The sequence below is a fragment of the Allochromatium warmingii genome (genome assembly GCF_900107145.1).
GTDB classification, from domain to species: Bacteria; Pseudomonadota; Gammaproteobacteria; order Chromatiales; family Chromatiaceae; genus Thermochromatium; species Thermochromatium warmingii.
Genome location: NZ_FNOW01000026.1, coordinates 12,797 through 28,058, shown reverse-complemented (window position 1 = coordinate 28,058; position 15,262 = coordinate 12,797). Strand labels below are relative to the sequence as shown.

The 15,262-nt window shown below is 55.5% G+C and carries 15 protein-coding genes and 1 tRNA gene; 6 read left to right on the top strand and 10 right to left on the bottom strand.

Features of this window, described 5'->3' with window-relative positions:
• The first annotated feature begins 176 nt into the window (after positions 1-176).
• The 3 genes from BLW10_RS09040 (at position 177) to BLW10_RS09030 (ending at position 3,906) form a co-directional block, all read left to right on the top strand.
• The gene (locus tag BLW10_RS09040; protein ID WP_177169036.1) at positions 177-1,361 is read left to right on the top strand and encodes a cation diffusion facilitator family transporter; all 1,185 of its coding nucleotides are present in this window, start codon (positions 177-179) and stop codon (positions 1,359-1,361) included.
• A 320-nt stretch (positions 1,362-1,681) separates the two neighbouring features.
• Complete coding sequence (gene glnA / locus BLW10_RS09035; RefSeq protein WP_091334076.1) at positions 1,682-3,085, top strand: glutamate--ammonia ligase; 1,404 nt, start codon at positions 1,682-1,684, stop codon at positions 3,083-3,085.
• A 77-nt stretch (positions 3,086-3,162) separates the two neighbouring features.
• Complete coding sequence (locus BLW10_RS09030) at positions 3,163-3,906, top strand: HesA/MoeB/ThiF family protein (RefSeq protein ID WP_091334074.1); 744 nt, start codon at positions 3,163-3,165, stop codon at positions 3,904-3,906.
• Positions 3,907-3,942: 36 nt separating this feature from the next.
• Here BLW10_RS09030 and BLW10_RS09025 read toward each other — a convergent pair whose 3' ends face one another.
• From BLW10_RS09025 to crcB, 8 genes are all read right to left on the bottom strand, one after another.
• Positions 3,943-4,368, bottom strand: coding sequence for a putative toxin-antitoxin system toxin component, PIN family (locus BLW10_RS09025; RefSeq protein ID WP_177169035.1), 426 nt, complete (start codon positions 4,366-4,368; stop codon positions 3,943-3,945).
• Entirely contained in the window at positions 4,365-4,622 is a 258-nt protein-coding gene (locus BLW10_RS09020; RefSeq protein WP_245709295.1) for an AbrB/MazE/SpoVT family DNA-binding domain-containing protein, read from the bottom strand. Before BLW10_RS09020 ends, BLW10_RS09025 begins: the two co-directional genes overlap by 4 nt.
• A gap of 89 nt (positions 4,623-4,711) precedes the next feature.
• Positions 4,712-5,149: an SUF system Fe-S cluster assembly protein gene (locus BLW10_RS09015; RefSeq protein WP_091334072.1), complete on the bottom strand. Its 438-nt coding sequence runs from the start codon at positions 5,147-5,149 to the stop codon at positions 4,712-4,714.
• A 48-nt stretch (positions 5,150-5,197) separates the two neighbouring features.
• Positions 5,198-6,499, bottom strand: a complete 1,302-nt coding sequence (sufD, locus tag BLW10_RS09010) for a Fe-S cluster assembly protein SufD (protein ID WP_091334070.1) — start codon at positions 6,497-6,499, stop codon at positions 5,198-5,200.
• Entirely contained in the window at positions 6,496-7,248 is a 753-nt protein-coding gene (gene sufC / locus BLW10_RS09005) for a Fe-S cluster assembly ATPase SufC (RefSeq protein ID WP_091334068.1), read from the bottom strand. The genes sufD and sufC overlap by 4 nt, the downstream gene beginning before the upstream one ends.
• A gap of 170 nt (positions 7,249-7,418) precedes the next feature.
• Positions 7,419-8,864: a Fe-S cluster assembly protein SufB gene (sufB, locus tag BLW10_RS08995; protein WP_091334064.1), complete on the bottom strand. Its 1,446-nt coding sequence runs from the start codon at positions 8,862-8,864 to the stop codon at positions 7,419-7,421.
• A gap of 131 nt (positions 8,865-8,995) precedes the next feature.
• Positions 8,996-9,325 carry a DUF190 domain-containing protein gene (locus BLW10_RS08990; protein WP_091334062.1) on the bottom strand — a complete coding sequence of 110 codons (330 nt, stop codon included), beginning with the start codon at positions 9,323-9,325 and terminating at the stop codon, positions 8,996-8,998.
• 58 nt (positions 9,326-9,383) lie between these two features.
• Positions 9,384-9,770 carry a fluoride efflux transporter CrcB gene (gene crcB, locus BLW10_RS08985; RefSeq protein WP_218139710.1) on the bottom strand — a complete coding sequence of 129 codons (387 nt, stop codon included), beginning with the start codon at positions 9,768-9,770 and terminating at the stop codon, positions 9,384-9,386.
• A gap of 114 nt (positions 9,771-9,884) precedes the next feature.
• Between crcB and BLW10_RS08980 the strand changes: the two genes are divergently transcribed.
• From BLW10_RS08980 to ntrC, 3 genes are all read left to right on the top strand, one after another.
• Complete coding sequence (locus BLW10_RS08980; RefSeq protein ID WP_091334060.1) at positions 9,885-10,403, top strand: DUF4124 domain-containing protein; 519 nt, start codon at positions 9,885-9,887, stop codon at positions 10,401-10,403.
• Between the two features lie 148 nt (positions 10,404-10,551).
• Entirely contained in the window at positions 10,552-11,634 is a 1,083-nt protein-coding gene (gene glnL / locus BLW10_RS08975) for a nitrogen regulation protein NR(II) (RefSeq protein ID WP_091334059.1), read from the top strand.
• Complete coding sequence (gene ntrC, locus BLW10_RS08970) at positions 11,631-13,055, top strand: nitrogen regulation protein NR(I) (protein ID WP_091334057.1); 1,425 nt, start codon at positions 11,631-11,633, stop codon at positions 13,053-13,055. Before glnL ends, ntrC begins: the two co-directional genes overlap by 4 nt.
• A 152-nt stretch (positions 13,056-13,207) precedes the next feature.
• Here ntrC and BLW10_RS08965 read toward each other — a convergent pair.
• Together BLW10_RS08965 and rpoD are read right to left on the bottom strand one after the other, a co-directional pair.
• Positions 13,208-13,283 (bottom strand) — tRNA-Ile (locus tag BLW10_RS08965).
• 55 nt (positions 13,284-13,338) lie between these two features.
• A complete protein-coding gene (gene rpoD, locus BLW10_RS08960; protein ID WP_091334056.1) occupies positions 13,339-15,210 on the bottom strand; it encodes an RNA polymerase sigma factor RpoD in 1,872 nt (623 codons plus the stop codon).
• Between the last annotated feature and the right edge of the window lie 52 nt (positions 15,211-15,262).

The window sequence follows — 15,262 nt, the reverse complement described above, 5'->3', positions numbered from 1 at the left end:
TCCTCGTTGAGCGATGGTTGCCGGATATCTCACAGGCATAATCCAAGCGAGCGCAGCATTAAACTAGCCTTTAATCCTAGATTGAGACACGGCTAAACACTGTGATGTCAGTCTCGATCTGCCTGCTTAAGCGTATACTATATGTCTGAAATTCCCAGACCAGAATGCCCCACAGCATGTCTCAGATTGCGTCCGCGTCCGCTATTGAACATACACCGGCCACTAAAGAACGGCGTCACGCGCTGGCCCATACCAGCATCGTGAGTGCTGTACTCAATTTGATTTTATCTGTAATCAAGATTGTGGCCGGTCTGCTCGGTCACTCGCAGGCATTGGTTGCCGACGGCATTCACTCGCTGTCGGATTTGCTCTCCGATGTGTTGGTGTATGTCGCCGGTCATCACGCCACCCAACAACCCGATCAAGATCACCCTTACGGCCATGCCCGCTATGAAACGGTGGCCACGCTGGCGCTCGGTGTTTTGCTGCTGCTGGTGGCGCTGGGCATCGGCTGGGATGCCGCGCAACGGCTGTTTGAACCCAGCGCCCTGCTCCAACCGGATACGCTGGCGCTGGCGGCGACGCTGGTGTCAATCGGGGTGAAAGAATGGCTCTACTGGTGGACACTCAGCTATGCCAAGCGGGTGCGTTCGGATTTGCTCCGCGCTAACGCTTGGCATCATCGCAGTGATGCGATTTCTTCGATTGTCGTGTTGATCGGCATTCTGGGCACGTTGGCTGGACTGCCGTATCTGGATGCGATTGCCGCCTGTATCGTCGCATTGATGATCGCGCATATTGCGTGGGGGCTGGGCTGGGGGGCGGTCACAGAATTGGTTGATACCGGACTGGAAGCCGACCGCATCGCCGAGGTCACGCGCACGATTCGCTCGGTCGGCGGCGTGCGTGATATTCACATGCTGCGCACACGGCGCTTAGGTGGCGGCGTTTCGGCAGATGTGCATGTGCTGGTTGATGCCGAAATCAGCGTCTCCGAAGGGCACATGATTAGCGTGCTGGTTGAACAGCGGCTCAAACGCGAAATCTCCGATATGACCGATGTGACGGTGCATATCGACCCCGAAGATGACGCCGAGCAACCCTCAGTTGCGCCACTGCCGTTACGCGCCGAAGCCCTCGCCCGTCTCGATGCGCTGTGGTCAGCTCTGCCTGCGGCCCAGCAGCGCCAGCGCGTGCTGTTGCACTATCTCGGCGGGCGGATTCATGTGGAAGTGGTCTTGCCGCTGGCGGCCTGTCAGTTGCACGGTGTCGATCCAGCGCACCTGAGCGCCGCTCTAGCCGCCGCCGTGCGCGAAGAGACCATCTTCGGACAGGTGCGGGTGCATTTTAGCGCGATCTGAACGCAGTGCCGCGATGCGTGCGCTGTTTTGGTGCAAGGTGAGCGCGGCGCTGTCCATTTGGGTGCGGTGGTCAGTGTCCAGCTCTTAGCGGCCAGCCGCCAGCGGTCGGTTGCTGAGGTGTCCGCATCACCGATCCCCCGCCATTCAAGCTATGATAGCGCGAGGCGACACCGCCGCTCGATGGGCGTGCAGCCAAGAGGCTTGATTTTGGCGCGTTCGTTGCTTTCTGGGCGCGACGCCAAGCAGCGCACCGCGCATTCACCAACCGTTTGGGTGGTGAAACGGTTTTGTATAGTTATCACGTAGCGGAGACAGCTCGAATGACTGATGTCATTAAAATGATCCAAGAACATGAAGTGAAATTCGTCGATTTTCGCTTCACCGACACCCGTGGCAAAGAGCAGCATGTCTCGGTGCCAGCGCACACGGTCGATGAGGATGTGTTCAAGGATGGCAAGATGTTCGACGGTTCGTCGATTTCCGGCTGGAAAGGCATCGAAGCCTCCGACATGGTGCTGATGCCCGAAGCCAGCACGGCGGTGATGGATCCGTTCGCCGATGAAGCCACGCTGATTCTCCGCTGCGACATTCTGGAGCCGGACACCATGCAGGGCTATGAGCGCGATCCGCGTTCGGTTGCCAAGCGTGCTGAAGCCTATCTGAAGTCCACCGGCATCGCCGATACCGCGTTTTTCGGGCCAGAGCCAGAGTTCTTTATCCTCGACGATGTGCGTTGGGGTGCGGACATGAGCGGCTGTTTTTATAAGGTCGATTCCGAAGAAGCCGGCTGGAACTCCGAGCGCGTGTTCCCCGATGGCAATATGGGGCATCGGCCGGGCATCAAGGGCGGTTATTTTCCGGTGCCGCCGGTCGATTCGCTCAACGATCTGCGGGCGGCCATGTGCTTAACGCTCGAAGAAATGGGCGTGCCGGTCGAGGTGCATCATCACGAAGTGGCCACTGCGGGTCAGTGCGAAATCGGCACCAAGTTCAGCACCTTAGTTGAGCGGGCTGACTGGACGCAGATTCTCAAGTACGTGGTGCAGAACGTCGCGCACGCTTACGGCAAGACCGTGACCTTTATGCCTAAACCGCTGGTCGGCGACAACGGCAGCGGGATGCACGTCCATCAATCGCTGGCCAAAGACGGTCAGAACCTGTTTGCTGGTGACAAGTACGGCGGTCTGTCCGATCTGGCGCTGTACTACATCGGCGGCATCATCAAGCACGCTCGGGCGCTGAACGCGATCACCAACGCTTCGACCAATTCGTACAAGCGGCTGGTGCCCGGCTTTGAAGCGCCGGTTATGCTGGCGTATTCGGCGCGTAACCGTTCGGCGTCGATCCGCATTCCGCATGTGGCCAGCCCGAAGGCGCGGCGCATCGAAGTGCGCTTCCCCGATGCCACCGCGAATCCGTATCTGGCATTTACGGCGATGATGATGGCCGGTCTCGACGGTATTCAGAACAAGATCCATCCGGGCGATGCGATGGACAAGGATCTCTACGATCTGCCGCGTGAAGAGGCCAAAGCGATCCCGACCGTGTGCCATTCGCTCGACATGGCGCTGGATTATCTCGACCAAGATCGCGCCTTCTTGACTGCCGGTGGCGTGTTCACCGACGATCTGATCGACGCCTACATTGAACTCAAGATGAAAGAAGTCACGCGCATTCGCATGACCACCCATCCGGTTGAGTTCGATCTGTACTACAGCCTCTAAGCTGTAGCCGCTGTTTGTCTGGTCACGAAGCTGCGGCTTCGTGATCATCCCGCCCGCTCTCCATCCTCTCTCTCCCAATGCTTGACGCCGATCTGCTCCGCTACAGCCGTCATATTCTGCTGCCGCAATTCGGCATCGCCGGTCACGAACGCCTGCGGGCGGCTACAGTGCTGATTGTCGGCTTAGGTGGGCTTGGTTCGCCGGTCGCGCTCTATCTGGCTGCCGCCGGGGTTGGGCGTTTACTGTTAGCTGACTTCGACAGCGTTGAGCTATCGAATCTGCAACGACAAATTGTGCATCACACCGATCACATCGGCCTGACCAAAGCGGAGTCAGCACGGCGCACGCTCCACGCGCTCAATTCAGATGTCGAATTGATTGCCGTTGAACGGGCTTTGACCGCTGAGACACTGGCCGCGCAGTTAGCGGGCGTTGATCTCGTCGTCGAATGCAGCGATAACTTTGCGACCCGTTTTGCCGTGAATGCCGCTTGCTATGCGGCGCGGATTCCATTGGTATCAGGCGCGGCGATTCGTTTAGAAGGGCAGGTCACGGCATTCACTGGTCAGCCGGGCGGCCCGTGCTATCGCTGTTTGTATCCAGAAACGGACGGAGCCGAAGAGACGACCTGCACGGCGACGGGTGTGCTGGCGCCGGTGGTTGGGATCATCGGCAGCGTGCAAGCGACCGAAGCGATCAAGATTTTGGCTGGACTCGGCGCACCGCTATTCGGTCGCCTGCTGTTGCTGGATGCGTTCCAGATGGATTGGCGCACGGTGCGGTTGCGGGCCGATCCGCTGTGTCCGGTGTGTGGCGGTTAAGCTGCCAGCTTTCAGCCGCCAGCATCCAGCCCAGCGTCACTGCTGTTCTAGCCAATCAGCAAACTCGGCTACTGTTAGGATAGGAATATGGAACTGTTCTTTGACTGCTTGAATATCCCCATCGCCACTCACCAACGCATCTGCGCCAGCAACAGCGGCGAGCACGAGAAATATAACATCGTCAGGATCACGGATATGAGGCAGTCCATTTGGCGTATGCTCGATCTTGACTGTCTCAACATAGGGCACAAATTCAGCTAATAGGCACTCTTGCTCTGCACGGCTCAGTTTGAATTTTGGATAGTTCAATACTCTTAGAAGTTCTCTAACCGTGTCATAGCTGGCGAGTGCCACAAATCGATTCGTTTGCCAAGCCGCCCGCAACCACGCAAATTTACTCCGCGAGAAGATCAGTGCTGAAACCAAGCAGTTGGTATCAAGCACAACACGCGGCAGACTCACGCGCCTTTTCTCGCCCAAGCAATCGCCTCATCTACGTCGTCCGGTGTGATCCCTAAGGCGTCTAGCTTAGCCCATACTGCTTCAGTACGCTGTAATCGAACCGGCGTTAACACAATTTTGCCTTCCTGAACGGCGATATCATAATAATCAGCTTCACCAACGCTCTGAACGATGGTTTTTGGCAAAGTAATTTGGTTTTTGCGCGTGCGTTTAGCCAACATAAAAACATCCAAAAATAATGCGGTCAGGATCAAATCCTAGCAGCAATTCGCACGAAACATACTTTGCGTTCTCGTGAAGAAGCGTTCTTGCTAAACGTCGATCTCTAGCCGCTCCCCAAAACTCACATCAACCCCAACTGCAACCGCGCTTCATCGCTCATATTGTCAGCATTCCAGGGCGGATCCCAGACCAGTTGCACGCTGACCTGTCCGACGCCTTCGACCCGCTCCACGGCGCTCTTGACCATCAGCGGCATCATGCCCGCCACCGGACAGCCGGGCGCGGTGAGCGTCATATCAACCGCGACATTGCCATTCAGCGCAATATCGATGCGGTAGATCAACCCCAGATCGTAGATGTTGACCGGAATCTCAGGATCGTGGACGCCGCGCAGTGACGCAATAATCGGCTCACGCAATTCTTCAGCGTCCATGCGCTCAACGGCCACCTCGACCACTTCCCCATCATCCTCAGGCCGTGCCGCTGCGTCCGCTGCGGGTGTCGCGGAATCGTCCTTACGGCGGCTAAAAAAATCGGCAAAACGCGCCAGTCTGTTCATACTCAATCCTCCGCGATTGACACACGCGGTTTAAATCCATCGGTCGCATCAACCCAGCCGCTGCGCGACAGCCTCGGCGACTTGCTCGCGCACCGCTTCAGCGCCAAGCTGGTCGAGGATCTCGGCGGCAAATCCCAGACACAGCATCCGCTGTGCCCGCGCTGCGTCAATGCCGCGTGAGCGCAGATAAAACAGCATTTCCGGCTCAATCTGACCGACGGTGGTACCGTGACTGCACTTGACATCATCGGCATAGATTTCAAGCTGCGGTTTGGTGTCGATTTCGGCCTGTTCGGAGAGCATCAGATTGCGGTTCGACATGGCCGCATCGCTCTTCTGCGCGTGCTTGGCGACCAGTACCCGCCCATCAAATACCGCCCGCCCAGCGCCGGTCAGCAAGCCTTTGAACTGCTCTTCACTGCGGCAATTGGGCACGGCGTGTTCGACATCGAGATGATAGTCGAGCAACTGCCCATCGCCCGCGAGATACAGCCCGTGCAAGAGACATTCAGCCTGTTCACCGCGAAAGCGCGTGTTCAGATCCGTCCGCGCCCAGCGTGCGCCCAGCCCGATATTCACGCCCACATAACGACTGTTGGCATCCTGAACTAGATACAAACTGGTGAGATGAAAAGCGTTGCGGCTCTCCATCTGCAACCGTTCGTGTTTGAGCACTGCATCGCGTCCAAGCAGCACTTCTACCACCGCATTGGTGCAATACAGCGACGCGCCGAGGCTGACATATCGCTCGATCAGCGTCGCCTGCGCCCCCGCTTCCAGATACACTAAATGACGCGGATGGGCGACACGCGGCTCATCCAATTCAACTGAAAGATGAATCAGCTCGACCGGACGTTCGAGCAAAGTGCCGCGTTCCAGCCACAGCACCAGACCATCATCCAGACCAGCGGTGTTGAGCAGCGCAAAAAACGCGCCCGACTCGCCGCGTGCCGTATCGAGCTGACCGCGTAACGACTCGGGATCACGGTCGAGCCAGTCGCGCAAACCGCCGATGCGCACACCCGCTGGCAGCGCGTCCAGCGTCGAGAGTTCCGGCGCAAAACGCCCGTTGACCAGCACCACGCGATGCGCGTCCAGTCCGGCGATCAACACTGCGTCGAGATCCTCAGCTTGCAGCGCATCTAACGGTTCGTCGATGGCGCTGAAATCCTGTTCGAGCAAGCCTTTGAGACTGGTGTAGCGCCACGCCTCTTCTTTGGAATGTGGCAGCGGCTGGGCACTCACACGCACCCGAGCGGCGCGGCGCTGTTCCAACAGCCAATCAGGAGCCGGCGTGTCATCGGGCGCACTCAACCAGTGTTCAAGACCACTGTGCAGGGGCGCATTCATGCCGCCAACTCCGCATCAATCCAACCGTAGCCTTTTTCTTCTAATTCCAGTGCCAATTCTTTCCCGCCGGAGCGAATAATGCGGCCCCGCGCTAACACATGCACATAATCGGGCTGAATATAATCCAGCAATCGCTGATAATGGGTGACGACAATCATTGAGCGTTCCGGCGAGCGCAGGGCATTGACGCCTTCAGCGACCACGCGCAGCGCGTCAATATCTAAGCCGGAATCCGTTTCATCGAGGATTGCAAGTTTGGGTTCTAACAGCGCCATCTGAAAGATTTCATTGCGCTTTTTTTCGCCACCGGAAAACCCAGCATTGACAGCCCGCTTTAATAACGAATCATCGAGATGGAGAATCTTGAGTTTTTCTTTAATCAAGCGCAAAAATGATACGGCATCGAGTTCGGGTTCGCCGCGTGCCTTGCGAAGGCTATTGAGTGCCGCTTTGAGAAAATAGGTGTTATTGACGCCGGGCAATTCAACCGGATATTGAAAGGCGAGAAATAGGCCAAGCTGGGCGCGGACTTCGGGTTCCAATGTCAGCAGATCTTGACCCTCAAACAATACCGAACCAGCAGTAACGGTATAGCCATCGCGCCCTGAGAGCACATGCGACAGCGTGCTTTTGCCCGAGCCATTCGGCCCCATGATCGCATGTATCTCGCCTGGCCCGACTTTTAGATCTAAGCCCTTGAGGATTTCTTTATCACCGACAGTGGCCCGCAGGCCGGTTACGGAAAGCATGACAATTCTCCAGCAATCAATTCGATTCGGGTCGCGGGCGAGTTTTTGTTGGTTATTAACCGCACAGGCGCGAAGAACACAAAGTATTTTAAAACAAATTTAAAAGTTGTTTTCTTTGCGTCCTTTGCGCCTGTGCGGTTCAAAAACATGCGGTTCAATAAAAAAATCATTCACCCAACTGCGCCTTCTAAGCTAATGCTCAGAAGTTTTTGGGCCTCGACCGCAAATTCCATCGGTAATTCATTGAAGACTTCTTTGCAGAAGCCATTGACGATCATCGATACCGCATCTTCTTCCGTCAGGCCACGCGAGCGGCAATAGAAAAGCTGGTCATCGCTGATCTTAGAAGTCGTCGCTTCGTGCTCCATTTTCGCCGAGGGATTTTTGACCTCGATATAGGGCACGGTATTGGCGCTACAGCGGTCGCCAATTAACAGCGAATCGCATTGTGTGTGATTGCGTGCGCCTTCAGCACGTCGCCCAATGCGCACCAAGCCACGATAGGTTTGTTGGCCTTCGCCCGCTGAAATCCCTTTAGAGACAATCGTCGAGCGGGTATTTTTGCCAAGATGAATCATTTTGGTGCCGGTATCCGCCTGTTGACGACCTTTGGTCACGGCGACGGAATAAAACTCGCCGACGGCTTCATCACCACGCAGAATACAACTGGGATATTTCCATGTAATCGCCGATCCAGTTTCGACTTGCGTCCAGGAAATCTTAGAGCGGGCGCCGCGACAGTCACCGCGTTTCGTAACAAAATTATAAATACCGCCGACGCCGCGTTCATCGCCTGGATACCAATTTTGCACCGTCGAATATTTGATTTCAGCATCGTCCATTGCGATCAATTCCACAACAGCCGCGTGTAATTGATTTTCGTCACGCTGGGGCGCAGTGCAACCTTCTAAATAGCTGACATAGCTTCCGGCTTCAGCGACAATCAAGGTGCGCTCAAATTGGCCGGTATTGCGGGCATTGATGCGGAAATAGGTGCTTAATTCCATCGGGCAGCGCACGCCTTTTGGCACATAAACAAAGGTGCCATCACTGAATACGGCGGCATTAAGACAGGCATAGAAATTATCGGTATAGGGCACTACACTGCCGAGATAGGGTTTCACTAGATCGGGATAATCGCGCAGAGCTTCGGAAATCGAGCAGAAAATAACGCCGGCCTCGGCAAGCGTTGAACGAAAGGTCGTCGCTACCGAAACGCTATCGAATACCGCATCGACAGCAATGCCAGCGAGTGCTTTTTGTTCTTCAATTGGAATGCCGAGTTTATTGTAGGTTTCGAGCAGCACCGGGTCGATTTCATCGAGACTTTTTGGCGCATCTTCGGGGCGTTTCGGTGCGGAATAATATGAAATTGCTTGAAAATCAATTTTCGGATAATTCACTGCTGCCCATTCCGGTTCACGCAATGTCAGCCAATGCCGATAGGCTTTGAGCCGCTGCGCGGTCATAAACTCCGGTTCGCCCTTGCGCTGGGAGATGGCACGCACGACCTGTTCATCGAGTCCGGGCGGCAGGGTGTCGGACTCAATCTCGGTCGTAAAGCCGTGCGCGTATTCCGATTTAACGATGTCTTCGACGGCTGAGGCTCCGGTCATGGCTGCGCTCCTAGCTCCGTGTTCTTGAGTAATTTTCTGGGTTTTCGATATGCGACCGCCGGAACTGAAATCCAACTCCCCGGAACGCGCCTCGATGAGCGTTCGATTATATTCCGACTTTTTAACTTTGACTAAGGCTCACGGCCCGCGCCGGTCACACCGGATTCCACCGGCAGCTTGATGTAGAACAGATCTAGCCCCTGTTGACCGAGATGGGCGAGAAATCGCTGCGCTTCGTCTTCGCTGACAACAAAGCCGACCTCGACCGGCAGGTCGCCCGATAGCTCGAAAAATCGCTCTTCGTGTAAGCGCCCATGTCGCCCAAAACCGGCCAGCGCCCGAAATGCCGAGCCGCCTTGCAACCCAAAGGCTTTGGCTTCTTCGAGTAACCATTCGTAGATCAGGGTGTGACGATGGCGGCGGCTCTCGGCGACATAGAATTTCAAAAAACAGGTGGACATGGTTTGCAGACTCCAAAAATGGCGGCAAAGATGACGTTTCGAGTGCGTTGAGTGGGTGTTACGCCCGCGCCAGCAGCAGATGCACCAGCCAGATCCCAAGCGCGGTCATCGTCAATGATCCGAGTAAATGTGCGCCAATCGCGGCCAAGCCCCACAGCAGTTCACCTTTTGATAAAAGGGTCACAACTTCGGCAGAAAAGGTCGAAAAAGTAGTCAAACCGCCGAGAAAGCCGGTGATGACGAATAAGCGAAGCTCTGGCGGCAGACTCGGATGACGGCTGATCCAAGCAAGCGCCACGCCGATGAGCAAACCGCCGAGCAGATTGGCCGTCAGCGTGCCGAGTGGCAGACTCGGGATGAGCGCGTTGAGTCGTAAACCGAGCGCCCAGCGCAGTAATGCGCCGAGTCCGGCTCCGCTGGCAATGGCGATGATCGAGAGCATCATAAGTTTTGGCTTCCAGCTATCAGCTTGTTTAGATGGAAGAACAGCGGGCGATTGTACGCAGTTTGATAGCCAACAGTTGTCGTGAATGGTGCGCTTAGGCTAGTCTTTACCGCCATGCGAAATCCTGTTCCCCTGCTGCTGTGCGTGCTTTTTGGCTCCTCAGCCAGCGCCGAGATTTACCGTTGGACTGACGCCGACGGGCGCGTGTATTTTTCCGACCGTCTAGCTCCGAACGCCGAGCGGGTTGATGTCCGCGTCGATGCCGCACCGAGCCGCGCCACCGCGACCATACTCGGCCCGCAATCACCGGATGAAGCCTATCGCGGCCCCTATGCCGCACTCGATATTCTCAGCCCAGCAGCCGATGCCACACTGACCGCAGATGCTGCAGGCGTGCCGATTAGCTTACAAATTGATCCGGCAGTAATCGACGGCCATCGCCTGTTTTTGCGCCTCGATGACAGCGAACTTGCGGTCGAAGCCAATCAAACACAATTCAAACTCACCGGCTTAGGTGCCGGACAACATCGGCTCCAACTGCAAATTAAGGGCGCAGAAGATCGCCTCGTCGCACAATCGGCTCCGCGCACCATTCAAATTCGCCAACCGCGCACGCCCGGCCAACTGCCCTAAGCAGCGGCATCATAACCAGTCGCACAACCCTAAATTGGCGCTGTATTTGCTTACGGGTCGCCACACATCGCCGCCACCGAACCACAGGCTGCACGCTGATAGCCCGATGCTGGCGGCTGGTAGCTGAAAGCTGGAAGCTGATCGCTCCATGACCACACCCACTCACGCGCCCCGCCCCAGCTTAGAGCGTCGGATTCTCGATCATCTCAACACCGCCGTGATGCTGTTTGATGCCGCATTGCGCCTCAAATATCTCAATCCCGCCGCCGAGATGTTATTCGAGGTCAGCGCCCGTCATCTGGTCGGCCAGCCCGCCGCGAACCTGTTGCCCTGCCCCGATGCACAGGTCGAAGCGCGTTTTAGCGCCGCCCTCGCCTCCGGTCATCCATTCACGGAACGCGAGATCAACATCACCATCAGCGAAGGCTGCACTAAAACCGTCAACTGCACCGTGTTGCCGTTGCACCATTTTGATGCAGAGCCGGAAATTTTGGTCGAACTCTATCAAGTTGATCGGCAACTGCGCATCACCCGCGAAGAACAACTGTTATCGCAACATCAGGCCACGCAAGCCCTGCTGCGCGGACTGGCGCACGAGATCAAAAATCCACTCGGCGGGCTGCGCGGCGCGGCGCAACTGCTCGAACGCGAACTGCCCGACGCCGCCCTGTGCGAATACACGCGCATCATCATCGACGAAGCCGACCGCTTGCAGGCACTGATGACGCGCATGATCGGCCCGCATCGCCTGCCGCGCCGCACGCCGGTGAATATTCACGATGTGCTAGAGCATGTGCGCACCCTGATTTTGGCCGAATCGCCGCGTGGCCCAACCGTTCACCGCGATTATGATCCGAGCATTCCCGATTTTATTGCCGATCAAGATCGACTCATTCAGGCGCTGCTCAATTTAGCGCGTAATGCTGCGACCGCTGCTGGCCCGCGTGGTTGTTTACAATTACGCACGCGGGTGCTACGTCAATTCACCATCGGCAATCGGCGGCATAAATTAGTGCTACAAGTGCAAGTGCGTGATAATGGTTCGGGTATTCCCGACGAAATCCGCGACCGCATTTTTTATCCAATGGTTTCCGGTCGTCCAGATGGCACCGGCCTCGGACTTTCGATTGCTCAAGAACTGATTAATCAGCATGGCGGGTTAATTGAGTGCGAGAGTCAACCCGGGGATACGATTTTTTATGTTTATTTACCGCTGGAGCCAGCGTTATGACTCGCGCACCGAATATCTGGGTGATTGACGATGACCGCTCAATTCGCTGGGTGTTAGAACGGGCACTACGTAAAGCTGATATGCACGTCACCTGTTTTGCGAATGGTGATGGCATTCTCGAATCCCTACAGCATGAACAGCCGGATGTGATTTTGACCGATATTCGGATGCCGGGCATTGACGGACTAGAATTATTGCGCCAAGTCACAAGCCGTTATCCCGGATTGCCGGTGATTATTATGACCGCGCATTCGGATCTCGATAGCGCCGTCGCCGCATTTCAAGATGGAGCCTTTGAATATTTACCCAAACCCTTTGATTTAGATGAAGCCGTGTCGCAAGTTAGCCGCGCTTGTCGCCGTGGGCGCGAAGAGCGTGCAGAAGAAGTCAGCGTCACCCGAGGGCCAGATATCATCGGCGAAGCGCCGGCAATGCAGGATGTATTTCGGGCGATTGGACGGCTGGCGCGTTCTAATATCACCGTATTGATAAATGGCGAATCCGGCACCGGCAAAGAACTCGTCGCTCAAGCATTGCACCGCCATAGCCCGCGCAGTGGACGGCCATTTATTGCGCTCAATATGGCGGCCATTCCACGCGATTTACTCGAATCAGAACTCTTTGGCCACGAACGCGGCTCATTTACGGGCGCTCAAGCACGACGCGAGGGCCGTTTTGAACAGGCCAATGGCGGCACGCTCTTTCTCGATGAAATCGGTGATATGCCAGCGGAATTACAAACGCGGCTGCTGCGCGTATTGGCTGATGGCGAGTTTTATCGTATCGGCGGCGTGGCACCGATTCGCGTTGATGTACGCATTATTGCCGCGACGCATCAGCATCTCGAACAGTTGGTGCAGGCTGGGCGCTTTCGTGAAGATTTATTTCATCGACTCAATGTCATCCGCATTCAATTACCGGCGCTGCGTAACCGCAGTGAAGATATTCCCGTGTTAATGCGGCATTTTTTAGCGCAAGCAGCGCGGGAATTAAGTTGTGAGACTAAAAGTCTGTCACCGGCAGCTATTGAGCAATTACAACGCTTTGATTGGCCCGGCAATGTGCGGCAATTAGAAAATATCGCCCGCTGGCTAACTGTGATGGCCTCTGGCACGCATATTCATGCCGAAGATTTGCCGCCGGAATTACAGACTAATCGCTTGATTGAAACGGTACGTGATCCGTCGTGGGAACAGGGTTTACGTCGCTGGGCACAACAGCAACTTAAAGATGGACGCGATGCCTTACTCGATCACGCGCTGCCAACTTTTGAACGCATCTTGATTCAAACTGCGCTCGAACACACCGGCGGACGCCGCCAAGATGCGGCGCGATTATTGGGCTGGGGACGCAATACGCTGACCCGCAAATTGAAAGAATTGCGATTAGAGCCGGAATTGAGCGGCGAAGATGAAAATTAAACTGCAAAGGCGCACAGGATACAAGGTAATTAAAAAATAAGCTGTTTTTAGATGAGGTTGAGGAACGATTTAGATGGATAATAGGGTCTGGTCTATAGGTGACTCAAACGAAAAACGGCCTAGCCGATTGCTCGCCTAAGCCGTTATTTTGATGGTGCCCTGGGAGGGATTTGAACCCCCGACCAAGCGATTATGAGTCGCCTGCACTAACCGCTGTGCTACCAGGGCGCATGACCGATAGGATTATACCAAGTCTGTGCCGTCCTTGGCAGCAGCGCAATGCTTACTCGTTATCGAGAAAACTGCGCAATTTATCCGAGCGTGTCGGGTGACGGAGCTTGCGCAGGGCTTTGGCTTCAATCTGGCGAATGCGTTCGCGGGTGACATCGAATTGTTTGCCGACCTCTTCGAGCGTGTGGTCGGTGTTCATGTCGATGCCAAACCGCATCCGCAACACTTTCGCTTCGCGTGAGGTCAGGCTGGCGAGCATATTTTGCGTCGCTTCGCGCAACCCTTCAGCGGTCGCGGAATCAAGCGGCGAAATCACGCCTGAATCTTCAATAAAATCACCGAGATGCGAGTCTTCATCATCACCAATCGGCGTTTCCATTGAAATTGGCTCTTTGGCGATCTTTAAGACCTTGCGCACCTTATCTTCCGGCATATCCATGCGGGCGGCCAATTCTTCCGGCGTGGCCTCGCGGCCCATTTCCTGAATCATTTGGCGCGAGATGCGATTGAGCTTATTGATCGTCTCAATCATGTGTACCGGAATACGAATGGTGCGGGCTTGATCGGCTATCGAGCGCGTAATCGCTTGGCGAATCCACCAGGTTGCATAGGTGGAGAATTTATAGCCGCGACGATATTCAAATTTATCGACCGCTTTCATTAAGCCGATATTGCCTTCTTGGATCAAATCGAGGAATTGCAGTCCGCGATTGGTATATTTTTTGGCAATCGAAATCACCAACCGCAAATTGGCCTCGACCATTTCTTTTTTAGCGCGGCGGGCTTTCGCCTCACCAATCGACATCTTGCGATTAACATCCTTGATTTCGCTGATGGTGAGGATATTTTCGCGCTCAATATCTTGCAACTTGCGTTGAGCGCGTTGAATATCGGGCGCTACTGCCTGCAAGCGGGCGCTAAACGGCCGTTTGCTATTCATCAGCGCATCGAGCCATGCCGAATTGGTCTCATTGGTCGGGAAGGTCTCGATAAATTCTTTGCGTGCCATGCCCGCCTGTTCGACGCACAGGTGCATGATGGCGCGTTCTTGGGCGCGAATGCGCTCAATCGTTGCCCGCAGAATTTCAGCAAGTTCCTGAAATACCGGCGCGACGAGCTTAAATTGCAAAAACACTTCGGAGACGGCCTGCATCGCCTCGCGTGAGCGTTCATCGTCGCGTCCGTAGGCTTCAAGCGCCGCTTTTAAGGTCTGATACCGCTCGCGTAGCAGATTCGCACGTCGCGCTGCATCGTCGGGATCGGGGCCGGTATCGACTTCAACCGCCGTTTCGTCGTCATCATCGCTATCAAGATGATCCGCCGCTTCGACTTCCAGTTCGTTCTTGTCGGCTTCGGCGCTAGGCTCGGTGCTCGACATCACCTCAGGCGCAGCGGCGGCGGTTTCATCAAGTGGTTCATCATTGAACCCGGAGATGACATCGGTCAGGCGTGTTTCTTCCCGATCCACGCGATCAAAAATCCCAATCAGCTTCTCAATCGAGCGCGGATAGACCGACAGGGCATTGAGCACCTGATTGAGGCCTTCTTCGATGCGCTTGGCAATCTTCAGCTCACCATCGCGCGTCAACAGCTCGACTGTACCCATTTCGCGCATATACATGCGCACTGGATCGGTCGTGCGACCGAACTCACTGTCCACATTGGCCAGCGCGGCGGCGGCGGCTTCAGCGGCCTCGTCGTCGGACACGGCACTATCACTGAGCGTCTGATCGATGGCATCCGGAGGGGTCTCCTGGACGATGATGCCCATGTCGTTGATCATCCGCACGATGTCTTCGATCTGTTCAGTCTCAACAATGCTCGCCGGCAGGTGGTCATTGACCTCGGTGTAGGTCAAATAACCCTGTTCTTTACCTTTGGCGATCAGTTGCTTCAGTTGAGACTGCTGCTGTTCTTGATCCATGGGGTACCTTGATCTGGATGCGGCCAAAGTCGGTTCAAAAGCGAACTACGTA